Below are 22,484 nucleotides of genomic sequence, written 5' to 3'. Positions count from 1 at the left end.
TTCGAGCTCCGAGGGAGCGTTCACGCGTTCGGCGCCTCTGCCAGCGCCGCGATCCACGGAAAGGAGTACGGCGGCGAAAACAAAAATGCTAATGGATAGTCGTGATGGGGAACATAAACGATGGTTATGGTCGCGATCTCGACCTGAACCTGCTCCGCGTGTTCGTGGTGGTCGCGGAGGAAGGGAGCCTCACGCGCGCTGCGTCGCGCCTCTACGTGACGCAGCCGGCCGTGAGCGCCTCGATGCGGAGGCTCGCGACCTTCGTCGGCGCAGAGCTCATCACCCGTCAGGGTCGCGGCGTCGCGCTGACGACGCGCGGCGCCGAGCTGCTCGCGGCGGCGCGCGCGCACCTCACGCCGCTCATCGCCGCCGCGACGGCGGCGCCGCGCTTCGATCCGAGGCTCTCGACCGCCACGATCCGGTTCGGGCTCGCCGACGGGCTCGAGTCCGTGATCCTCCCGAGGTTGATAGCCCAGCTCCGCGCCGAGGCGCCGCGCATGCAGTTCATCGTGCTGCCCGTGCAGTTTCGGACCGTCGAGGAGAGCCTGCTCTCGAGCAAGATCGACTTCGCCGTCACCGTGGCGGACGAGCTGCCGAAATCCATCCTCCGCCAGCCGCTCACCGCGCACCCGAGCGGGCCGAATGCGTTCGTTTGCCTGTACGACGGGCGCTTCACCAGGCTCCCACGCCCGCTCACCGAGCGCGCTTACTTCGCCCAGGAGCATATCGTCGTCTCGTATGCCGGCGACACGCGAGGCGTCGTGGAAGACGCGCTGGGCAAAGCCAGGACGGTCCGCGTCTCCGTGCACTCCTTCGGCTACATCGCGGACCTCGTCGAGGGCTCTCCCCTCGTGGCCACGGTGCCGTCGTTGCTCGCCGGCCACCTCATCCGGGCGCGGTCGCATCTGCGCGCGGTCCCCGTGCCGTTCTCTCTCGAGGGCGCGCAGCTCGAGCTCTTGTGGTTGCGCGCCACCGACGACGATCCGGCGAGGCGGTTCATCCGCGACGTCGTGGCGAACGTCGTCGGATCGCTGGAGGGGAAGAGCGCAAAGCCGCTCGCCCGCTCCGGCGCGGTGAAGCGCACGCGGTGAAGGAGCGTGTTGTTCGTGGCTATCTGCCCGACAGGGCTTTCGCCAGCCGCTCCGCCAGGTCGCCCTTCGGCTCCACCCGCACGCGCTCCAGCCCCAGCCACGCGGCCATGGTCCGCAGCTCGCCCGCCAGCCGTTCCGGCGTCTGCGCGCCCGCCCAGGGCTCGGCGTGGCTTGCCTGCACGACCAGCACGCCCGCCTTGCGATCGGCCTTCAGGTCGACCCGCGCGGTGATCGCATCGCCCTCGAGGAACGGCAGCACGTAGTATCCGTGGGTCCGCTTCTCCGCGGGCGTGTAGATCTCGAGCCGCACCCGCACGCCGAACATCCGCTCGGTGCGCTCGCGGAACCAGATCAGGTTGTCGAAGGGCGAGAGGAGGGCGCAGGCCTCGATCCGCCGCGGCCGCCGGGCGGCGGGATCGAGGAAGGCCGGCTCCCGCCAGCCCTTCACGCCCACGGGGATCAGCTCACCGGCTTCGACGAGCTCGGTCACCCGCGCCTTCGTCTCTGCGACCCCCATGCGGAAATGGTCCCGCAGGTCCCGCTCGGTCGCCACGCCCAGGGCCCGGGCGGCGATGCGGATCAGCGCGCGCTGAGCGTCCTCGCGCGCGGGCGTCGGCGCCTCGACCACGGCCCTGGGCAGCACCTTCTCCGGCAGGTCATACACCCTCTCGAAGGTCCCCCGCCGGGTGGCGGTCGTCAGCGCGCCGATCCAGAACAGGCACTCGGCCGCCCGCTTGGCGTCGCTCCAGCCCCACCAGCCGCCCGGCCCCTTCGCGCCAATCTCGAGCTCGGAGGCGGCCAGCGGCCCGCGCTCGCGGATCTGCTCCAGCGCCCGGTCCACCACCGGCCGGTGCTCGCGCAGGAAGCGCGCCACACCCTTCCAGACGCCCACCCCGTCGTGCGCGTCGGCCATCCGCCAGCGCAGCAGCGGCTGGGTGGTGAGCGGCAGCAGCGAGGCCTCGTGCGCCCAGTATTCGAACAGCGGCCGCTTCCTCGCCCACGCGAGCTCCTCCAGCATCGGCCGCGGATAGGCCCCCAGCCGCGAGAAGGCCGGCAGGTAATGGGTGCGCGAGACGACGTTGACGCTGTCGATCTGCACAACGCCCAGCCGCTCGATCAGCCGGGTCAACTGCTGCTTCGTCGTCGCCGGCCCGGGTCGCTCCGCCCGGAAGCCCTGCGCCGCCAGCGCGATGCGCCTGGCCTCCGCCGCCGACAGGGTGTCCTTCATCCGCGCCTTCCGTCCGTTGGGGCCCGCACCCTAGCTGGCCGTGCGGACTTGGCAACAGATCATCGACGCCCTCCTCAACTCCGAGCCCGGTGCGGTCGTCGCCATTGCGCTGGAGCTCACGCCGACCGTCGCCGACGAGCCGCTCTCCTCACGCCCGACGTCCTGCCGGCACACCCGCACGAGCCCATTATCGACTACGCTGCCGGAGCCATGGCGATCGGCGGCGTCAACCACGTGACCCTCGCGGTTCGAGACCTCGACCGCGCCGTGCATTTCTACGTCCAGGTGCTCGGCGGAGAGCGGCGAGCGCAGTGGGCCAGGGGCGCATATCTCGAGCTGGGAACGCTCTGGCTCTCTCTGGAGCTGGACGCGCGCGCCGCGCGGCAGGGCGATGACTCGCACCTCGCGCTCTCGGTCGATGCACAGGGCTTCGCCTCCCTGGAAGAGGCCATTCGCCTGAGCGGCGCCCGGATCTGGAAAGAGAACCGCTCCGAAGGGGCGTCGCTCTACTTCGAAGACCCGGACGGACACAAACTCGAGATCCACGTCGGCGACCTCCGGACGCGCCTCGCGTCCTGCCGCGACAAGCCCTATGAAGGGATGGAGTTCTTCGACGACGGAGAGAGCGAGACGCCGGCGCGGTGAAGGTGCGCAGCTGCGCGGCGGCTCCGTGGGTGTCAAAGCGTCGGCGCTGCGCGCGCTGAGCTGCGCTTCGCGAGCCGCCGCGCACCTCGACGTCGACGTTCGACGCATGGCTCTGGCCGGGCGCCGGCGCTAGATCGGGTCGATCGCGCGCCAGCGCGCCGCGGCCGAGAGCCTGCGCTGACGTCCGGCGCCCGCTCAGCAGCGCCAGCAGATGACCCCGTAGTCCCCCGCCGTTCCACAGCACAGCTTCAAGCCAGGGGCGTTGGGACGATCGGAGCGCGCGGCGGTGCTCATCAGAGAGGCGTCGTCGGCATCGGTGACGTCACCTCGCGCATCGTCCGCAGCGCCGCCGAGCTCCGCCGACGCGTCCGCAGCCGTGGACTCGACCTGCACGGCGCTCGTGGCAGAGGTCGGGCCGGTCTCGGCCGCCGAGATCGCGGGGACGGCAAAGGCGGCGAGCATGAGGGGGAGAGAGCAGAGCGCGAGTCGGATCGTCTTCATGGTGATTGTCTCCTTCGGGCCTCGTGGCCCACGTGAAGGCGCCAGGGGCGCCGGCCGAGCACAGCCCGCTGCGGGCAAAAGCGCCCACAGCCAGGTGTCTCCCCGCGCCGCAGCGGCGAGCGGTACGCCTGCGAGCGCCCCGTAGGGCGCTGCTGTCGGCGTTGGCGGCGCGGAGATGCCACCTCTACGCGGCAGCGGGCGGGTGGTTTCACGGAAGCTCATCCTCCCGTCGTTCGTGCTCGGCCGGTTCGTTCGAGCTGCGCATCACCCCGGGTTGACCTGCTGACACGGCCCTACGAACACGGCCACCACCCGAGCTTCACACGGAGGCCCGCTCGACAAGGTCGGCGGCGACGGCCGTGCCATCCACCGCCACGGCGCCTGCGCTCGCAGCGGCGCGGGCAGCGACCCCGTTGTCGAGGGCGCCCTCCAGCGCGGCCAGGAGGGCCTCCGCGCTCAGCGCCCCACGGGCCACGGACGTGCCGATCCCGAGCGCCCGGACGCGCGAGGCCCAGTAGGGCTGATCGGCGAACATCGGGACGATCACCTGCGGGACGCCCGCCCGCGCCGCCGTCGTGGTCGTACCCGCCCCGCCGTGGTGGACTACCGCGGCGACCCTCGGGAACAGCGCCTGCTGGTTGACGTCGCCGATCGCGATGCCGTCGAGGGCGTCGTCGACCAGGCCGAGCTCGGCCCACCCCTGCGACAGCACGACGCGGCGCCCCGCCGCCCGCACGGCCTCGATGACCCTGCGACCGGTCAGCTGGTCGACAGGCATGCTGCCAAAGCCGATGTAGACGGGCGGCTCGCCGGCGGCGAGGAACGCCTCCAGCTCGGGTACGAGCGGCGCCTGATCCCGAAGGAGCCAGGCTCCCGTCTGCGTGACCTGCAGGCCGGGCGTCGCCGGCAGCGGCCCAAGGACCGAGTCCGCCGAGAGCCACGGCGCCTTGCCCAGGACATGGCTGAGAACATCGCTCAGCGGACCCAGGCCGAAGCGCTCCCGATGGGCGTTGAGCCGCTCGAGGAGCCGCTCGTTCCAGCTCCGCGATTCGTCCTGCCAGCGTCGGAGGTTGGATTCCGGGTCGCCCCCTGGCTCCCCGCCGGGCGCATGATCCGGCGACGGCAGGGCCACCGGCGCGTACACGGCGACCATGGACGGGATGCCCAGCCGTTCCGCGATGGACCGCGCGGCGTACTGGTGCGCTCCGCCGGCCACGATCGCGTCGCATCCCTCGGCGGCCGACGCTGTCGCGTCGAACTGGTCTCTCGCGAGGTGCTCGAGCAGCGCGCGGACCTGCTCCGGCGTCGGCGGGGAGGCCGGCGCGGCGGCCCCGCTCGGCTGACGCATCGCGATCCCGATCGGGGTCGCCGTGAAACCCAGGCCGCCCACCCAGTCGATGAAGTTCGGCGGAACGCACAGCCTCACATCGTGCCCCCGACGCCTCATCTCGACGGCCAAGGCCACCACGGGCTGCACGTCACCGCGAGTCCCCACTCCCGTCAGCAATACCCGCATCGTCTCTCTCCCTTCGACCACGCGCGTCGCGTGGATGACGGAGGCGACGATGGCATCGCAGACGCGTTTTTTCATCGTATCAACGCCAGAGTTCCGGTATACACGCTCAAGTGGGAGGCAGGGCGAGGACGCCCGTACCACGGATCATCCGTTCAGGCCGAGACGGAGCCCCCTGGAGCTGAGTTGGCCTGTCGGGCCGTGGGAGCGGAAGGAGCTCCTCCTCTGCGAGGGAGCAGGTGAATCCTTCTCCGCCCGACCAAGGCGATAGCCGATCTCGGCAGTGCTGCGAACGGGCTCGGCCTCGGCGCCCGCGGGGCGCGGAATGCATCTTGAACCGCCCTTATTCATGAGCGACGAGGCTGCGCATCCTGGTGACGCAGCGGGGGCCGCGGCGCTCCCGCTGCGCGAGGCGACGAGCGAAGCGGGCGTACACGTGCGCCCGGTCGATGCATGGCTCGCGGAGGTCTTGTCCAGCGCGGTGCGCCGCTACAACCGGCGGCCTCGCCCCGCGGCCATCTCGGCGTCGACCGGCGTGACGGAGCCGACCGATGCGCGCGCTGTCATCCGGCGCGCCTGCATCGGCTCGGCGCTCGCGGGCGGCGCGACGGGGGCGCTCTCGACCGGCGCGGCCGTGGCCACGGCCGAGACGAACGGGCTCGGCGGGCTCGTCGCGATCCCCGCGGCCATGCTCGCGATGGGCGCTGAGACGGTGCTCCGGCTGCTCCTGCACGTGCGGATGCTCTGCGAGCTCGCGGATCTCTTCGGGCGCCGGTTCGATCCGGACGAGCCGGCCGACGTGTGGGCGCTGCTCGCCCTCTCGTTCGGCGTCGTGGAGCACCCCCAGGACACGGACGATCCAGCGGGCGTTCTCGTGCGCGCGGCGCGCGGGCGCAGCTCGGAGGTGGCCAAGCAGCTCGCGGCGCGGCTTGCCGGCGAGAGCGTGGCGCGCAACCTGGTGCCCGTGCTCTCGGTCGCCTCGTCGTCGATCACGAGCTGGGTAGTCACCCGGCGCCTCGGGGATACAGCGCGCCGATACCTGCGTTACCGGTGCGCGCTCGACGAGGCGCTCGGCGACGAGACGCTGCGCCCGCACCTCGATCGGCTGTTCGAAGGGCTCTGGTTCATCTTCACCGCCGACGGGCGCCTCACGCCGGAGGAGTCCGCGCTGCTCGCGGCCGTGCTACGGCGGCTGCCGGCCCCGGCGCGCGTCGGCCTGAACGAGCGGCTCGCCGACGACATCACCTGGATCGAGCGCCTCCGCGGCGTGCCGGAGGGCGCGCGCGCCCCGCTGCTGCGCGCGCTCGAGATCGCGGCGGCCGCGGACAAGGTCGCGTCGCTGCGGGAGCGGAAGCTCCTCGTCCACGCCGCGGCGGCGCTCGGCCTCCGCGTCGACGAGGGCGGGCTCGATCGGATGATCCGCGAGTTCGAGGAGATCGGCACCCTCGGCGCGGCCGCGTAGCGCGGGCCTCAGCGCGCCGGCCAGGGAATCACGAAGTGGTCGAGGGCGGCGGCCTCTCTGCCGCCCTCGGGGAGCCCGTGGACCTCGACGGCGAGGCCCTCGGGGGCGGGCGCGATCAGCAGAAAATGAAATGGGCGGAGCGCCGGGCCGCGGGCGAGATCGTCGGGGTGGCGGCGTGCCGCGCCCTGGGCCAGCGCGGCCCGTGGGCCGCCGCCGCCGCCAGCCACGATGAAGAGCTTTCCGCCGCGCTGGAAGCGCTCGTGGTTGTGCACGTGGCCGCTGATCAGCGCCAGCACCTTCCGGGAGCGGAGGAGGGGCGGGACGATGTGGCGCTGCACGTGGGGCTCGTCGCCCGTCACCGTGCTGTTCGTGTACGGCGGATGGTGCGTGAGCACCAGCGCCGCGCGCGCCGAAGGATCGGCGTCGATGCGGCGGAGCGCACCCTCGTACCAGCGGATCTGGGCGTCCCACGCCGCGGGGGTGAGCTCGTCGATGTTGCTGTCGAGGACGACGACGCGGATGGGTCCATAGGCGACCTCGTACCAGTGGCGCCCGCCGAGGTGCGGAAAGCGCACGAAGAGGTGGCGCGCACCGCCGCGGCCGCCCCAGTATTCATGGTTGCCGAACGCCGCGAACACCGGGATCCCGGCGTCGCGCACCGGCGCCATCACGGCGTCGAGATCGGCCCAGTGCCGCGCCGAGCCGCCGTCGAACACCAGGTCGCCGATCACGAACACGGCGTCGGGGCGAGCGGCGGCGAGCGCCTGCACCAGCGCCGCGCGCTCGGGATCGTTCGACTCGCGCCAGAACTCCAGGTACGAGGTGCGCTGCAGATCGGCGATGACGGCGATACGGCCGCTCGTGGTCGTAAGCGGCACATCGAGGCTCCCCGCGAAGCGGCGCGGCGCGGGCAGCGGCGCGCACGCAGCGAGCAGCGCGCTCGCGGCGGCGAGCAGCGCGGCGGAGAGGGCCCGCCCGCTCACGGCCCCGACGATCGGCGGAGGGCGGGTCGGCCCTCCAGGAAGACGCCAACGAGGACGCCGAGGTAAACGCCGGCATGGAGCCCCCAGCAGACGAGGTATCTCGTGGCGGCGCCGCGGGACCACACACCGAGGCTCGCCTCGCGCACGCCGAACGGGTCGAGCGCCGCCATGAGGGCCGGGCAGAGCGCGAGCGCCGCGGCGACCGCAGCGATCATCCTGCCCAGCCAGGCGCGCCACGAGAACCGGTCGCAGCGCGCGGAGCGGAGCAGGCCCACGCCCGTGACGAGGGCGCCGAGCGGCAGACCTCCCCGGAACCCCGTCCATGCGACAGCGAGCCGGAACGGCAAGCTCGACGCGGCGAGGCCCTTGCCGTCGAGGAAATACTCTGGAGAGAGCGTTGCGGTGACCTGATCGAAGAGCGCGCCACAGGCACCCGCAGCCAGCGCGCCAGCGAGGATGGCCAGGTACTCGCGAAGACGGGAGGGCGAGGCGGATGGGCTAGGCCGCACGACGCCCACGATACGACAAGCGGAGGCGATCGCGCCGAGCACCTAACGAAGCCCGAGAGCCTCCCGCATCACGCTGTCGTCGACCAGCGGCGCGAGCTCCGCGCGGGTGCGCGGCGAGCGGTTGCTCTGGGCGGCGACCCAGCCCTCTTCCTCCTCGAGGACATCCAGGATGTCGGGCACCAGCGTGCCCTGGAACCGCTCGTCCTCCCAGACCTGCTCGAGCACGGAGGGCTCGATGCCGATCGCCTCCGAGATCCTCGGCCAGACCGCCTCTGGCTTGGTGCGATACAGCTCCTGCGCGCTCGCGAGCGATCGCACGAACGCGACGATGCCGCGCCGCTTCTCCGGATCCGCGAGCTTCTCGGCGGTGCTGTGGAGGTTCACGATCTCGCGGTAGAGCGAGCGATCCTGGAACACGACGGCGTCGCTCCCGATCGCGTTCGCCGCGAGCTGGGTCGAGGGCTCCCAGAGCGCGACGGCGTCCACGGTGCCCTCCTCGAGCATGGCCGGCAAGGTGTTCCTGCCGCAGGGCGCCGCCATGCAGATGCTCCCGGAAACCACCGTGTAGTCGGCGTCGGTCAGGCCCACCGTGCCCAGGTACTTGTGAATGAAGAAGGCCGCTGACGTGCTGGCGATCGAGCCGATCCGCTTGCCTCGCAGATCGGCGAGCGAGCTGATCCCCGCCGACCGGTTGGCCACGATCCGGTAGAACGTCTCCGTCACCGTGAAGATGATCCGCAGGTCCGGGTGAGCCACCGACTGCCTTAGCGTCTGCGTCTCCGCGTTGGTGCCGAGATCGACGCTGGCGTCGTTGAGCATGCCCACGATGCCGCCGGACTGGACGGTCGCTTCACCGGGATAGAAGTCCTGCGCCGCGATCAGCGCAGGAGTGAACTCGATGGACGCCGTGTCACTCGAGATCTTGAGCGGAGGAAACGACGCTGCTCCGCCCTGCCCCCCCGCGCCGACCTCACCGCCCGCGCCCGCGCCGGCCTGACCGCCTGTGCCCGCGCCGGCCTCACCGTCTGTACCCGCGCCGGCCTGGCCGCCGCTGCCGCTGCTCGCGTCGGCGGCGCCGGAGCCCGCGCCGCCCGAGGACCCCGCGCCGCCAGCCACGGCCCCACCCGTCGTGCTGGAGCCTGCCGATGCTACGTCCCCATGAGGATCAGACTTGCCGTCACAAGCGATCAATCCAATCGCAGAGAAAAATACGACGCGGAAGAGCGGACGCATGTTCGTCTCCTTCGACCGGCGGCTTATAGCGCAGTCTCCGGCCGGCAGGGCCGCCCGCGTGAGCGCTCGAAACGGTTCGACATCAGAGCGATCCAGCTCGGCTGACACAGCACTTCCAGCGCGGAAGGGCACGGCGGGCAGGCAACAAACGAGCAGAGTTATTCCAACACATTGGCACGTGATCCGACATGCGGGAGGCTTTGTCGCACGTTGCTCTTCGGACGCGGCCCGCCGACGAGGCGAGGGCGGCGCGTCATGGAAGGAGAACGCGATGAAAGGGAGCGTCAGATGATCCTCGTGACCGGAGCGACAGGGAATGTGGGCGGTGCGGTGCTCGAGCAGCTCATCGACGCGGGCCAGCCGGTCCGCGCGCTCGTGCGCGATCCGGCGAGGCTGCGAGAGCTGGGCGGCAACATCGCCGTCGTGAAGGGCGATCTCTCGAAGCCCGAGACGCTCGACGCGGCGTTCGCCGGCGTGGACAGGGCGTTCCTTGTCTGCGTGGGCGGCGACCTGCCGAAGCTCGCCGGCAACGCGGCCGACGCCGCGAAGAGGGCGGGCGTGAAGCACATCGTGCTGCTCTCGTCGTCGAGCGTCGCCCGCGCGCCCGACGTCCAGATCGCCCGCTGGCACCGCGAGGCCGAGGCGAGGGTCAAGGCGTCGGGCGTCGCCTGGACGATGCTCCGGCCGGGAGGGTTCGCCTCGAACACGCTCCGGTGGGCCGCGTCCATCAAGGCGCAGGGCGCGGTGTTCCAGCCCCTGGGCGACGCCAAGACGAGGCCCATCGACGAGCGCGACATCGCGGCGGTGGCGGTGAAGGCGCTGACCTCGCCGGGGCACGAAGGCAAGGAGTACGAGCTCACCGGACCGGAGGCGCTGACCGCAGCGGAGCAGGTGGCGAAGATCAGCGCCGCGATCGGCAAACCGCTCAGGTACGTCGACGTGAGCGAGGACGCCGCCCGCGAGGGGATGACGAAGGCGGGGCTCCCCGAGGTGTTCATCCGCGCCTTGCTCGAGGCGTTCGCGTTGATCAGGACCGGGAAGGGCGAGGAGCCCTCGCCCGCCGTCGAGCAGCTCCTCGGGCGCAGGGGGCGGACGTTCGACGAATGGCTGGAACGCCACGTGAGAGCGTTCCAGTAGGGCGCGGCGGAACATCGCCAAGGAGGAGAGAGCATGGCATCGAGAGCGACAAGGATCCTCGTCATCGGCAAGAGGGCCGATGTCCTCGAGCGGGGCGTGGCAGCGCTGAACGCGCAGGGGCACTCGGCCGTCGGCACCTTGAGCGCGTCGCCGGACACGGAGTTCCACGCAGGCGACTTCGACCTCATCACGCTCGGCGGCGGCGTGGACGCCGCCACCCGCGCGCGCCTCCACGCGCGCTTCAAGGCGCAGAACAAGGACGTGATGGTGCTGGACGTCTACGCCCCGATCGCCAGCCAGCAGATCGCCTGGGCGCTCAGGAGATCTTCCGTCGATGGAGAGCTCGGGAGCGCCTTCTCGGTGACGGAGGCCAATGACGCCTTCGTCGCGCGCGCGACGATCGAGCGCGCCTGCACGCTGCGCCTCGACATCTACAGCTACCCCGGCGGCGCCCTGGAACCGAAGGTCACGCGCGTCGTCGACACCTCCGTCACCCAGGGAACGCACGAGCTCAGGATCGAGAAGGAGCTCGCGCGTGAGGGGTTCATGGCGGTGCTGACCTTGAACGGCGAGGAGCACCACCTGCAACGCCTACAGTAGCAGCCAGGCTGAGCAGCGCGGCGCACGTGCCGCGCGGCGGGCGTGCGCTCTGCCGCCCTCACTCCGCTGGCATTCCCGCCCGTGGGACGCGCCGGCTCGACATCTCCCTCGCTACCTCTGCCCGCGGCGGCGCCGCGAGAGCGAGAGGCCAAGGAGCGCCACGGAGAGGAGGGCGACACCGCGGCCCGAGCAGGCTGCCTGACCGACGCTGCACGCGGCGGCAGCCGACGGCTCCTCGTCGGGCGCGCGGGGGCCGGCGTGCGTTGCGGCGCGTGGATCGCGAAATGACGCCAGCGAGGCGCCGGGCATGTGCAGGAGGTCCCCCGAGCGCGTCCATGGATCCAGGGGCTCGCCCGGCGCGAGCGCGGTGAGCGTGAGGTCGTGCTGCGCCTCTTCCTCGGCGTCGGCCCGCACCTCGCCCGGCGACGCGACGAGATGGAGGGCCGGCGCCTCGGCGCTCATCACCTTGAACAGCGTGTCACCGATGGCCACGTACCAGTCCCCATCGAACCAGCGCCCGTGTCCGAGGTCGCTGCTGATCTCCTCCGGGGCGGCACCAGGCCGCCCGATGTAACGCTTCTTGTCGTTGAGGAGCATGACCTCGCCGGTGTCGCTGATGCCATCGTGCCCGATGCGCAGCTCCTGCTGATCAAACTGGCTCGGCGTTGCGAAGTCGCTCAGCTGGTGCTCGTCGCCCGCGGGGGTCCGCAGCCACACCTGGTTGACGGCCCCGTCGCTCTTCAGGTAGGCCGCGTGCCCTGCGTGCAGCAACAGCCCTGCAGCGTCGCCGGTCTTCGACTCGCCGAGGAACACCTCCGCGCCATCGGGCGTGTAGAGATAGCTCGAGCTCACCGATCCGTTCCACCACCGGCCGGCGACGTTCGTCCCGTCGGTGATCGGCCGTTGCAAGTAACCGGGATGGTCCCCGAGGCGGATCTCGCCCGGCCCGCGGATCCACGGCTCTTCGTGCGTGCTGTAGTAGGTGTCGCCTGACGCCGTGATGTCCGCCTGGAACGGCGACGCGCTGCCAGGGTCGAGCCACAAGCTCGTCTCAATGCCTGTCGAGAACGTGTGCACGATGGCCTCGTCGTCGTCGGCCCTCGTCCACAGGAGCGTATCGCCGTTCACCGCGTCGAGGCGGCCCTGCCTGCGCGTCCGGTCCAGCGTGCCGTCCTTCCACATGAAGACGTATCCGTACCACGTTTGCATGGCGACGCCGGACGGCGTGAGCGCCCCGTAACCAGGCTTGTGCATCCAATCATAGTGGATCCGGAGCTCCCCGAGCCACGTCACCTGCTGAGTCACGCGATCGACGACGCCGATCTGGAGCGCGTGATCGATGAACAGGACGCGCGTCGCGTCGAAATCGAGGATGACGCCAGGGGCGCGCTGGACCGCGGTGAGCTTCGGGCTCCGCTCGACGTAGACGCGCGGGAGCGCCCAGTCGTAGAAGCCGAGTCCCCCGCCGATGCTCGGCCCGTACCAGACGGGTCCCACGCCGTCCATGGCCTCGAGCCTGACCGTGAGCACCTCGCCCGACTGGAGCGGCGATGACAGGGATTGCAGCACGTCCATCCTCCCCGGCACCGACGACGGGAGGCCCACCAGCACCTCGTCGCGCACCTGGCTCCGGACGCGCGCCTTGAACTGCGTGCAGGAATAGGGAGGGGTCCCGACGCACGTCGCAGCGATGCGGGTGTCCCCGGTCAGCGTGCGGTTGGGCCGCGGGCTCGTCACCCAGACGCTGGGCGGCGCGTACTTGTGCACGATGTACTGCCTCGTCCGCGCTTCCCCGCGCTTGTCGTACGCGATGAACGTCAACGTGTGAGGACCGTAGGGCACCGCGCTCGTGTCGATCTTCGCGTAGTAACGGTGGTTGTATTCGTTGAACGTGAGCGGGGTCGTCACCCCTGCGTATTCCGCTTCGACGGAGTAGACATCTTCGTACGGTATCGCGGCGATGCTGACGTCGATGACGTTGAAGTCGCATATTGCGCTCTTGTAATCTTTTCTCCACGTGGTTCGCCCGTAGAACTGAATCTGGTCCAGGACCACCTCTGCCGACGCGTTCGTGGTCGAGAGGGACATCCACGACGCAACGGCACAGCCGATGAGCGCACGATGGGAATGCATGGGGCCTCCATGGCTACACCGCGGCTCTGATGCCGCCGCGGTGCGCCCCATTCAGGCGGCTTGGCGTTCAGCACCACCGGCGACCTCGGGGCAATGCAGCCGCTCGCGCGCCGGCCATACCTGCGTTGTCGAGCTCGCTCGGCAGGCGCTCATCCGGCGTCCCCGCCAAACGCGCAGGGCTGCCGGCACACGTTGACACACGGTGACATGCGACGGGTACGGGAACCCACGAGAACCTCGCGGCGGCCCGGGGAGTCGCGATCGGCACGGAGTCTGCACAGCGGCGCGTGTCTGCACACGCCCGTGCGGGTTGACCCGCGTCGGGTCGCTTGAGGAGGAACTTCGATGCCTTATTCTCGTTTCACCGCGTTGACTCTCGCCGTCATGGGAGGCCTGGGCGCTCTCGGTATCTCCCGCCCGAGCTCTGCCTGCACGCCTGCGCCGGACGGCCCCTATGCATCCGCCGTCCCGCGCGCCGTGCCGCTCGACGGGATCATCGTGGCGCGGGTCTCCTGCTACTCCCACTGCCCAGAGAGCGCGCCCGAGCTCGTGGTGAAGGACAAGGACACGGGCGAGGCCATCAGCGGCGCCCAGGAGGAGGTCGCCGACGTGCTCATCGGCCAGGGCGAGCGCTTGCTCGCCTTTCGCCCCGCGGCCCCGCTCGTCGACGGCCACACCTACCAGGTCGAGGTCGAGGGACAGAACCGCAGCGTCATTGTCTGGGAGACCCAGGCCAGCGCCGCTGTCGACATGGACGTCGGCGCCGTCCCTGTCCAGGCCAATATCACCCTGGGAGAGCGCTGGCACGGCGAGACGAGCTGCTGCACCGCCGATCTGGGCCCGGGGAGCTGCGGTCCGCAAGAGAGCTGCGTGGCAGAAGAAATGGAGCGTTACGTCACCGTCTCCCTCGATGTGAGCGGGGGAGCGGACCACGGCGTGGGGCAATACGTGCAGATCTTCACCTTCTCGAGCCCGGACGGGAAGGAGCTCGCCAAGAAGACGGTCTGGGAAGGGCACCTGAGCCAGACATACGACGTCGCGGCGACGGAGTACTGCTACCAGCTCACGTACAAGAGCCTCGTCGACGGCGCGACGGTCGAGACGGAGCGCACCTGCGTTCCGCACGGCGACGCGGGCGCGACGGGCGTCTTCCCGGCCGACGCGACGCGCATCGGCGCGGCTGTCGCGGCGTGCGCGTCTCCGCCCGAGGGCTTCGAGGAGGCCTGGTGCGACGCGAGGGCGGCGTACTGCGAGGGGCGCGACAGCCTCTGCGCCGAAGATGACATGAGCTCCTGCGAGGACACCGGCGCGGGTGCCGGCGGCTCGGGGGGATCCGGGGCGGGCGGTGGCGGCTCCGGGGGATCCGGGGTGGGCGGTGGCGGCTCCGGGGGATCCGGGGCGGCTGGAGGCGGGGACTCTCCGGAGGACCCGGATGGCGGGGACGACAGCGGCGGCTGCTCGGTCAGCGCCGGCAGCGCGGGCCGCAGCGCCTCGCCGGGCTGGGCGCTGCCTGCGATCGGGCTCGCGCTGTCGCTCGCGAGCCGCGCGCGACGGCGCCGCGACCGCCGCTGAACGGTCCAAGCGTCGCGCCGGAGTCGATCCAGCGCGACGCGCGTCGCACGCAGCGGACGCTCTTTAGGGAGAGAATGGCAGCGGCGACGGGATGCGATTTCATGGCCTCTTGCGCCCTCGCGCCTTTGCCTTGAAATTCTCCTCGTCGCCGCCAGGCAGATCCCGGTCGGGCTCTCTCTCGCGCGCGGCGCCACCCCTCCGCGCTCGCAAGGAGCTCTTCATGACACGAACGCGCGTCCTCATGGATCACGACGGCGGCGTCGATGACTACCTCGCGCTGCTGCTCCTGTTGACGATGGACCACGTCGATGTCCTCGGCGTCGTCGTCACCCCTGCCGACTGCTACATCGAGCCTGCCGTCAGCGTCACGCGAAAGATCCTCGATCTGGTGGGCCGCCACGACGTGCCCGTCACCGAGAGCACCGTCCGCGGGCTCAACCCCTTTCCGCCCATCTTCCGGCGCGACGCCTTCTGCATCGACAAGATCCCCATCCTGAACGAGCGCGAGGAGCTCCTCACCCGGCGCGTCCCCGAGACCGGACAAGCCTTCATGGCGAGTGCCCTGCGCGCCGCCCCCGAGCCCGTGACGCTCCTCGTGACCGGGCCGCTCACCACCGTCGCCGCGGCGCTCGACATCGATCCTCGCATCGAGGGCAACATCCGCGAGATCGTCTGGATGGGCGGCGCGCTCAACGTGCCCGGGAACGTGCAGACGGCCTTCGAGAGCGGACAGGACGGCTCCGCCGAGTGGAACGTCTACTGGGACCCGATCGCCGCCGACCGCATCTGGAAGACCGCCATCCCGATCACCCTCTGTCCGCTGGACATCACGAACCTCGTCCCCGTCACCCAGGCGTTCCTCCGCCGCCTGTCCCGCCAGCGCCGATACCCCCTCTCCGATCTCGCGGGTACCTGCTACGCGCTCGCCGGCCACCAGGATTACTTCGCGTGGGACGTGCTGACGACCTCGTATGTCGGCAAGCCGGAGATGTTCACCCTCCGCGCCTGGGAGACGGAGATCGTCACCACGGGCCCCTCGCAAGGGCGCACCAGGGTCGTGCCCGGCGGTCGCCCGGTACGGGCGCTCGACCAGGTGGATCTCGAGCAATTCTACGGATACCTCTTCTCCCAGTGGTCGAGGTGACATCGATCGTTCGGGGACAGCGACGCAGTCCCGCCCGCGCCGCCCCCGGCACGCCTCGCCGACCACAGAGCGGACCGGGGCCGTGAGGCGTACGGACGGGGGCTCCGGGCTATGCTATCGCCACGCCCGCACGAGAGCTCATGACCATCCCCACGACCGTCTCTGCACCGGCCGGCCCCGGCGCGCCCGCCCTGCGCCCTTACCAGCGCGCCGCCGTCGACGCCGTGCTCGCGGCCCGCAGGCGCGGCGTCCGGCGCATGGTCGTGTGCCTCCCCACCGGCGCTGGCAAGACGGTCATCTTCTCCCATCTCGCCCGCCTCGCCAGGCGGCAGGTCCTCGTCCTCGCCCACCGCGAAGAGCTCCTCTTCCAGGCCAAGGACAAGATCGAGCGCGCCCTCGCCGGGCAGGCCACGGTCGCCGTCGAGCAGGGCGAGCTCCGCGCCCCGGCGGACGCGCGCGTCATCGTCTGTTCCATACGCTCCCTCCACGAGAAGCGTCTGGAGCAGGTCACCAGCGGCCGCGATATCGGCCTCGTGATCTACGATGAATGCCACCACGCCCCCGCCGAGGACAACCGCCGCGTCCTGCGCCAGCTCGGCGCCTTCGACCCCGCGTGGACAGGCACCCTCCTCGGGTTCACCGCCACGACGGCCCGCGGCGACGGCAAAGGGCTCGACGATGTCTTCGAGGCGATCGTCTACAGCCGCTCCCTCACCGAGATGATCGCGGACGGCTACCTCGCCCCCCTCACCGGCTACCGCGTCGCCACCGCCACCGACCTCTCCCGCCTCGACGCCGGCGGCCTCGACTTCGCCACGGAGGAGCTCGAGGAGGCCGTCGACCTGGAGGAGCGCAACGCGCTCGTCGCCCGATCGATTCAAGAGCTCGCCCGCGACCGCCGCACCATCGCCTTCTGCGTCACGGTCGCGCACGCCAGGAACCTCTCGAAGGCGCTCAACCACCTGGGCGTCCGATCGGCCTACGTCCACGGCGACATGCCCTCCGACCTCCGCGGCCGGATCCTCGCCGATTTCCGGGAAGAGCGCGTCCAGGTCCTCACCAACGTCGCTGTCCTCACGGAGGGCTTCGACGACCCTGGCGTCTCCTGCATCGCGATGGCCCGCCCCACCCGCTCGGACGGGCTCTATGCCCAGTGCGTCGGGCGCGGCACGCGCCTCCATCCAGGCAAGAAGGATTGCCTGATCCTCGATTTCGTCGACCTCTCCTCGCTCCAGCTGTGCACGCTGCCCTCGCTCTTCGGCATGCCCCGCGACCTCGATCTCGAGGGCCGGGACGCCTCGGAGGCGAGCCGCTTCTACCGGCAGGTGACGTTCGACTACCCCGGGTTCGAGGTCGAGGCGGGCCGCATCACGCTGCGCGAGATCCAGGAGCGCGCCGCGCACTTCGATCCGCTGAGCCTCCGCGTCGACCCCGAGGTGATGGCCATCTCGCGCAATGCGTGGGCCTCTCTCGGCCGCTTCGGCCTCGCGCTCCATTACGAGAGAAAGCCCGGCGCGATCAGCGAGGTCGTCGTCCTTGCCCGCGGCGGTCGGGGGAAGCGGTGGCACGTCCTGCTGGACGGCAAGCTGGTCGAGCGCTTCTCCACCCTCGAGGAGGCGGTGGCCGCTGTCGATTACGAGGTCGCGCGCCGCGGCCCCGCGGCCGGGGCCTCGGCGCGGCACGACGCGCCATGGCGCAGGGCAAAGCCCCCCGTGCCCCTGCCGGCCGAGCCCCCGAAGGGCTATCCCCCGCCGAGCACCGTGGAACAGGCCATGATCCTTGCGGTGTGGGCGAGGGTCACCGCGCCGCGCGAGGAGCGCTGAGTCGACCAGGACCTTCATCGCGGATGCTCAAGATCGCCTCTTCGCAGTCGCCTTCCCGCCGCTCTTCGCAGCCGACGTCACCGCTGCCTTCTTCGCCGGCGCCTTCTTCGCCGGCGCCTTCTTCACCGCTGCCTTCTTCGCCGCCGCCTTCTTCACCGCTGCCTTCTTCACCGCCGCCTCGCCCCGCTTCCGCCGCTCTCCCGGCACCTTCCCGATGCGCGGATCGCCCGCCTCGATGAGCGCGCACGCCCGCAGCGCGGCTTCCTCGAAATCGGGCGCATCCGCCGGGAGCACCTGCCAGCCTGTCACCCCGCTCCCGAGCACCTCGATGCTTCGCATGCTCGGAAACTCAGGGCGCAGGGCCGCGTGGTGCTCCTCCGTCGTGGCGAGCCAGACGCCGTTGTCCTGCGCGGGCGCGGGCTTGTCGCGCAGGATGAGGACGATCTTGTCCTCCACATAGACCGCCAGGCAGCCGAACATCGGCCGCGTCTCGGGCCCGAGCGGGGCGAGCGCGTCGAGCACGAACTCGTGAGGTACCGGCTTGCGCTTCCTCGCAGCGAACACGTCCTCCGCCGGACCACCTCGACCGCTCCTGCCGCGCTTGATCATGGCGGCCAGGATAGACGAACCGCGCGCCGCTCGGGCGGTCGACGACTCTCGCCTCGACGAGGCCGGTGTGAAAGGAGAACGCGAAGCACGCGATGGGCCTGAAGGCCGTGCCGGCGGTCCCGGGGCTCGCTCAGGCCGCGCCGGCTGCGCGCCGGGCGAATCGGTTCTCCGGGCGCGGCAGCCCCAGGTTCTCGCGCAGCGTGCGGCCCTCGTACTCGGTGCGGAAGAGGCCGCGGCGGCGCAGCTCGGGGAGCACCAGGGTGATGAAATCGGTGAGCCCGCCGGGCAGGTGGGGCGGCATCACGTTGAAGCCGTCGGCGGCCTCGTTCAACAGCCACTCTTCCATCAGATCGGCGATGGTCTCCGGCGTGCCCACGAGCTGCTTGTGCCCGCGCGCCCCGGCGATCCGGAGGTAGAGCTGGCGGATGGTGAGGTTTTCCCGCCGCGCGATATCGACGAGGAGGGCCTGGCGGCTCTTGCCGCCGTTGCTCGCGGGGAGCTCCGGTATCGGTCCGTCGACTGGGTGCTTCGAGAGGTCGAATCCCCCGATCATCCCCGACAGCAGCGAGAGCCCCACGGTCGGATGGACAAGGTCCTGGAGGGCGTCGAACTTGGCCTGCGCCTCGGCCTGGGTGCGCCCGACGACCGGGAAGAGGCCGGGCATGATCTTCAGGTGCTCGGGGCTGCGACCGTACTTGGCCAGGCGTCCCTTCACGTCCGCGTAGAAGGCCCGGGCCTCCGCGAGCGTCTGCTGGGCGGTGAAGATCACCTCCGCGGTGCGCGCCGCCAGCTCCTTGCCCGGCTCCGACGAGCCCGCCTGCACCCGAACCGGGTACCCCTGCGGCGAGCGCGCCACGTTGAGCGGCCCGCGCACGGAGAAGTGCTTTCCCTTGTGGTTCAGCGTGTGCGCTTTGTCCGGATCGACGAACACGCCGGACTCCTTGTCGCGCAGGAAGGCATCATCTTCCCAGCTGTCCCAGAGCCCCGTCACGACGTCGATGAACTCCTCGGCGCGCTCGTACCTGCGGGCGTGCTCCACGTGGGCGTCCAGACCGAAGTTCTGGGCCTCGGCCTGGTTGGCCGACGTGACCAGGTTCCAGCCGGCGCGGCCGCCGCTCAGGTGATCCAGCGACGCGAACTTGCGCGCCAGGTGATACGGCTCATTGTAGGTGGTGGTGACGGTCGCGATGAGCCCGATATGCTCCGTGACCGACGAGAGCGCGGACAGGAGGGTGATGGGCTCGAAGGCCGCGGCGTGGGCGCTCCGGGACAGGGAGGCGAGATCGGAGGCCCCTCCCCAGACGGCGGCGCTGTCGGCGAGGAAGACGGCATCGAACTTCGCTGCCTCGGCGGCCTGGGCGACGCGCTGGTAGTGCTTGAAGCTGTGACCTCCATCGGCGTGCGCGTCGGGGTGCCGCCAGGCCGCGACGTGGTGACCGGTGGCGGGGATGAACGCGCCGAGTCGAAGCTGCTTGCGGGGTGAGCTCATGACGAGGGTCCTGGGGCTGGGTCGTGAAGGGGGCAGCCGCCGCGGGCCCGGGGCGGGGCGGCGGGCTCGGTCGGCCCTGGTGGACCCACCGTCCGGGGGCCTGGGCAAGCGTCGTGCCGGTGCAGGTGCGCCTGAGTAGCCGCCGAGCGGCGCGACGAGAGCCCGTGGGGAAGCACAGGTGCTGCGGAGGTGCTTCCGGGGCAACACCTGGCAAGTTCCCTAATTTTGTCGTGATTTTCAGCGAAAAGAAGCTGAATAGGGAGTCTTCGGCTCAGGGAGCGAGCGCCGTCTTGTCGAGGTGACCGAAGTCCCAGGCCACGGAGGAGCCTGGACCGTAGTCGACCGTCACCGGCTCCTGCGCACCGAGGCGATCGAAGGCGGCGCGCGGGAGCAGGAATTGAACGGTGTTGAGATCACCGTTCGGATGCCGAGCCGCGATGCTTCGCTCGGCGCCGACGGTGAGCACCAGGTTGGTGGCGCGGAGGTCGAAGAACTCGGCGCTTGTGAGCGTGATCTCGACAGCGTCGGCCCCGCTGCTCCTCACGCTCTGGATGGCATTGCCCGCCACGATCCGCCGCTGCTCGGGGAGGGTCGTGCCGGCGGCGCGCGCACGGGAGGCGGGCGGCGCCGCGCTCGACGCGACGGAGGCGAGCTGCCCCGAAGCCGCCAGGGCCTCGGTGGTGACACGGGTGGCGCGGATGTTCGCCAGGTACAGGCTGTTTCCGTCGAGCGGCGTGGTGAAGGTCAGACGAACCCCGCGCACCGACGCGAGCGTGGCGCCGCTGAACGAGGACAGCGGAATGCGGGCAGTCGGCAGCGTGGTGCCGCCGCGCGGCGGTGGACCGAGCTCCAGGAACTCATCGATGGCGACGGCGCTCGACCGGTTATCGTCGGCGTTCACGAGCTCCACAAGGAACGAAGCCTCGGTCGGATCGGAGCCCCAGCTGCGGTCGGCGCGAAGATCGAGGGTGTCGTACCCCGTGAGATCGAAGCCGGTGCCGGCGGAGGACCAGTTCGACTGGAAGAACGTCGAGCTGCCCGCGACCACGTCGTGGATCCAGGCGCCCGAGAGCGAAGGGTCGTGTCCGCTCAGGGCCGTGTGCTCCACCGAGAGGGTGCCGCCGGTGGTGTTCGGCAGGCCGTAGGAGCTCGTGCCGGTCGGATTGATGAAATCCTCGAGCAGCAGGCTGTCGGCGGCGTCTCCGCCCGGATGATAGCCGCGGCGGACACGGTACGGGACATCCGGAAAGGGGAAGGCAGGGTCGAACAGGGCGTTCGCGGCCTCGTCGCGATCCGCGCCCACGTTCGCGGTGAAGAACTCGACGGCCGCCAGGCGACCCGTCTCGCGCTGCGCCGGCGAGCCGTACTCCAGCGGATCGAAGAGCTCGTCATGGTCGATGCAGCCCGTGATCCCGCCGCCGTTCCCGTCCGCGAGCTGCCACTCGCTGTTGTAGTAATTGTGATTGGCGCCCCACACATGATAGAAGGACTTGGAGAGGGGCTCCGGCTCGGCGATGCTCAGCATGCGATCGAACGGGCGCATTCCGGGCAGATCGCTCAGGTCCCAGTCGCAGGCCGGCAGGATCACGTTCCAGGCCGTCTGGTCGGCGTTCAGGCGCTGGCCATTCTGGCCCTGATCGGTCGGACCGATCTCGAAGATCCCGCGGATGCTCACGGGGCTGTCTATCAGCGCAGGCCAGGGGCTGCCGCTCCGGCGGTACTCGTTGTAGGCGAACCGCACGGCCTCGCCGCCGCGCGAGTGCCCCAGCAAGCCCACCTGGTCGAAGTCGATGCGATCGAGCAGATCCACGCCGAGCTCCGGGGGCGTCGGCTCTGCGCCGCTGTCCCAGCGGCTCAGCCGCTCCAGGTGGCGGAGCAGCAGGCGTCCGCGCGGCCCGATGACCAGCTCGTCGTCGGGCGTGCCCGACGCGGCATGGATACCCCGGTTCGTGTTGATGGACACCACGAAATAGCCGCGCGCGGCGAGGTCCTCGGCCATGTAGTCGTAGCCGCGATGGTTGGGGACGACGACGTAGTTCGCCGGGCACGTCCCCGTCGTGGCGTACTGGTTGTTGTTGTCCGTACGGGGATTCACGCCCGTGCCGCACGTCGGGTGGTTCCCGTGCATGAACACGAGCAGCGGATACTGCCGGCCGGCCTCGAGGCTCGCAGGGCGGTAGAAGGACGCCCAGAGCTCGGTCGCGTAGTCAGGGCTGACCATCGCGTCGATCGCGGCCGGGAACTTGTACTCCGTGATCGCCACGCCGCTGCCCATCGGCGGCAGGTCGCTGCTCACCGACAGCACGACCGGCTCGCTCCCCGGGCTCGGGGCGCTGGCGCAGAACCCGAACTGGCGGCTTCCCGACGGGGGGATCGCCGCATTGCCGCCCTGGGGCGTGACCGTGATCTGACCCGTGCTCCCGCTGAACGTGCCATCCCACGACGAGAAGATGGCGCCCGGGCCGACGTCGAGCGCGACGCTCCACGTCCCCGTCGTGGCGCTCGGGTGCTGGTTGCTCACCACGATGTGCGCGCAGTACCCCTGACCCCACTGCGAGTCGATCACGCGATCGGCGCTGATCCCGTTCGCGCCCTGCAGCGCGGCCTGCGATGTGCCGATCGGCTCCGCCGAGCCGTCGCTGCATGCCGGCAGCAGCGACAGCGCTGCGGCGGCCATCCACATGTCCCATCTGCTCTGGAAGCTGAAGTTGTGCATGGATCTTACCCAAGTTGGTGGTGAAGCGTCCGATCGTCGCGCCTCGTTCGGCAGGGCGACGAACCACCCCGTGCGCCACGCAGATCTGCTGACACT

The 22,484-nt window shown here is 70.6% G+C and carries 18 protein-coding genes; 8 read left to right on the top strand and 10 right to left on the bottom strand.

The genetic code is table 11. The features are described from left to right. Nucleotides 1–104: 104 nt before the first annotated feature. Nucleotides 105–1,091 (top strand): LysR family transcriptional regulator, encoded by a 987-nt coding sequence (locus tag WMF14_RS48020; RefSeq protein ID WP_437797610.1) that lies wholly within the window; start codon nt 105–107, stop codon nt 1,089–1,091. 19 nt (nt 1,092–1,110) lie between these two features. On the opposite strand, the gene WMF14_RS48015 is transcribed toward WMF14_RS48020, so the two are convergent. Further along, nucleotides 1,111–2,319 carry a winged helix-turn-helix domain-containing protein gene (locus WMF14_RS48015; RefSeq protein WP_437797608.1) on the bottom strand — a complete coding sequence of 403 codons (1,209 nt, stop codon included), beginning with the start codon at nt 2,317–2,319 and terminating at the stop codon, nt 1,111–1,113. A 210-nt stretch (nt 2,320–2,529) separates the two neighbouring features. Here WMF14_RS48015 and WMF14_RS48010 point away from each other — a divergent pair, with 210 nt between their 5' ends. Then, a complete protein-coding gene (locus tag WMF14_RS48010) occupies nt 2,530–2,964 on the top strand; it encodes a VOC family protein (RefSeq protein ID WP_437797606.1) in 435 nt (144 codons plus the stop codon). 195 nt (nt 2,965–3,159) lie between these two features. Here WMF14_RS48010 and WMF14_RS48005 read toward each other — a convergent pair whose 3' ends face one another. Beyond that, nucleotides 3,160–3,465, bottom strand: a complete 306-nt coding sequence (locus WMF14_RS48005) for a hypothetical protein (protein ID WP_437797604.1) — start codon at nt 3,463–3,465, stop codon at nt 3,160–3,162. 319 nt (nt 3,466–3,784) lie between these two features. Further along, nucleotides 3,785–4,981 carry a glycosyltransferase gene (locus WMF14_RS48000; protein WP_437804428.1) on the bottom strand — a complete coding sequence of 399 codons (1,197 nt, stop codon included), beginning with the start codon at nt 4,979–4,981 and terminating at the stop codon, nt 3,785–3,787. A gap of 346 nt (nt 4,982–5,327) precedes the next feature. Between WMF14_RS48000 and WMF14_RS47995 the strand changes: the two genes are divergently transcribed. Next, nucleotides 5,328–6,440 carry a hypothetical protein gene (locus WMF14_RS47995; RefSeq protein WP_437797602.1) on the top strand — a complete coding sequence of 371 codons (1,113 nt, stop codon included), beginning with the start codon at nt 5,328–5,330 and terminating at the stop codon, nt 6,438–6,440. An 8-nt stretch (nt 6,441–6,448) separates the two neighbouring features. Here WMF14_RS47995 and WMF14_RS47990 read toward each other — a convergent pair whose 3' ends face one another. Genes WMF14_RS47990 through WMF14_RS47980 form a run of 3 tightly spaced genes read right to left on the bottom strand, consistent with a single transcriptional unit; the run spans nt 6,449 to nt 9,048 of the window. Further along, a complete protein-coding gene (locus WMF14_RS47990) occupies nt 6,449–7,423 on the bottom strand; it encodes a metallophosphoesterase family protein (protein ID WP_437797600.1) in 975 nt (324 codons plus the stop codon). Further along, entirely contained in the window at nt 7,420–7,932 is a 513-nt protein-coding gene (locus tag WMF14_RS47985; RefSeq protein WP_437797598.1) for a hypothetical protein, read from the bottom strand. The genes WMF14_RS47990 and WMF14_RS47985 overlap by 4 nt, the downstream gene beginning before the upstream one ends. A 42-nt stretch (nt 7,933–7,974) precedes the next feature. Beyond that, nucleotides 7,975–9,048, bottom strand: coding sequence for an ABC transporter substrate-binding protein (locus WMF14_RS47980; RefSeq protein WP_437797596.1), 1,074 nt, complete (start codon nt 9,046–9,048; stop codon nt 7,975–7,977). 405 nt (nt 9,049–9,453) lie between these two features. Here WMF14_RS47980 and WMF14_RS47975 point away from each other — a divergent pair, with 405 nt between their 5' ends. Together WMF14_RS47975 and WMF14_RS47970 are read left to right on the top strand one after the other, a co-directional pair. Further along, entirely contained in the window at nt 9,454–10,302 is an 849-nt protein-coding gene (locus WMF14_RS47975) for an SDR family oxidoreductase (RefSeq protein WP_437797594.1), read from the top strand. Nucleotides 10,303–10,335: 33 nt separating this feature from the next. Further along, nucleotides 10,336–10,902: a hypothetical protein gene (locus WMF14_RS47970; RefSeq protein ID WP_437797592.1), complete on the top strand. Its 567-nt coding sequence runs from the start codon at nt 10,336–10,338 to the stop codon at nt 10,900–10,902. A 111-nt stretch (nt 10,903–11,013) separates the two neighbouring features. On the opposite strand, the gene WMF14_RS47965 is transcribed toward WMF14_RS47970, so the two are convergent. Further along, on the bottom strand, nt 11,014–13,035 hold the full coding sequence (locus tag WMF14_RS47965; protein WP_437797590.1) for a hypothetical protein: 2,022 nt from the start codon (nt 13,033–13,035) through the stop codon (nt 11,014–11,016). A 345-nt stretch (nt 13,036–13,380) separates the two neighbouring features. Between WMF14_RS47965 and WMF14_RS47960 the strand changes: the two genes are divergently transcribed. The 3 genes from WMF14_RS47960 to WMF14_RS47950 all read left to right on the top strand — a co-directional run bounded on the left by WMF14_RS47960 (nt 13,381) and on the right by WMF14_RS47950 (nt 17,574). Beyond that, the gene (locus tag WMF14_RS47960; RefSeq protein WP_437797588.1) at nt 13,381–14,607 is read left to right on the top strand and encodes a hypothetical protein; all 1,227 of its coding nucleotides are present in this window, start codon (nt 13,381–13,383) and stop codon (nt 14,605–14,607) included. A gap of 220 nt (nt 14,608–14,827) precedes the next feature. After that, nucleotides 14,828–15,751, top strand: coding sequence for a nucleoside hydrolase (locus WMF14_RS47955; RefSeq protein ID WP_437797586.1), 924 nt, complete (start codon nt 14,828–14,830; stop codon nt 15,749–15,751). A gap of 140 nt (nt 15,752–15,891) precedes the next feature. Then, on the top strand, nt 15,892–17,574 hold the full coding sequence (locus tag WMF14_RS47950; RefSeq protein ID WP_437797584.1) for a DEAD/DEAH box helicase: 1,683 nt from the start codon (nt 15,892–15,894) through the stop codon (nt 17,572–17,574). A gap of 27 nt (nt 17,575–17,601) precedes the next feature. Here the strand turns inward: WMF14_RS47950 and WMF14_RS47945 are convergent, their stop codons facing one another. The 3 genes from WMF14_RS47945 to WMF14_RS47935 all read right to left on the bottom strand — a co-directional run bounded on the left by WMF14_RS47945 (nt 17,602) and on the right by WMF14_RS47935 (nt 22,388). Beyond that, on the bottom strand, nt 17,602–18,183 hold the full coding sequence (locus WMF14_RS47945; protein ID WP_437797582.1) for a hypothetical protein: 582 nt from the start codon (nt 18,181–18,183) through the stop codon (nt 17,602–17,604). A 130-nt stretch (nt 18,184–18,313) separates the two neighbouring features. After that, nucleotides 18,314–19,672, bottom strand: a complete 1,359-nt coding sequence (locus WMF14_RS47940; RefSeq protein WP_437797580.1) for an LLM class flavin-dependent oxidoreductase — start codon at nt 19,670–19,672, stop codon at nt 18,314–18,316. 271 nt (nt 19,673–19,943) lie between these two features. Continuing rightward, nucleotides 19,944–22,388, bottom strand: a complete 2,445-nt coding sequence (locus WMF14_RS47935; protein WP_437797578.1) for a cellulose binding domain-containing protein — start codon at nt 22,386–22,388, stop codon at nt 19,944–19,946. Nucleotides 22,389–22,484: the final 96 nt, after the last annotated feature.

Origin of the sequence: Sorangium sp. So ce693 (assembly GCF_051521375.1) — a bacterium.
Taxonomy (GTDB): domain Bacteria; phylum Myxococcota_A; class Polyangia; order Polyangiales; family Polyangiaceae; genus Sorangium; species Sorangium atrum.
The sequence above is the reverse complement of the archived record's forward strand: the minus strand, read 5'-3'. Positions and strand labels throughout refer to the sequence as shown.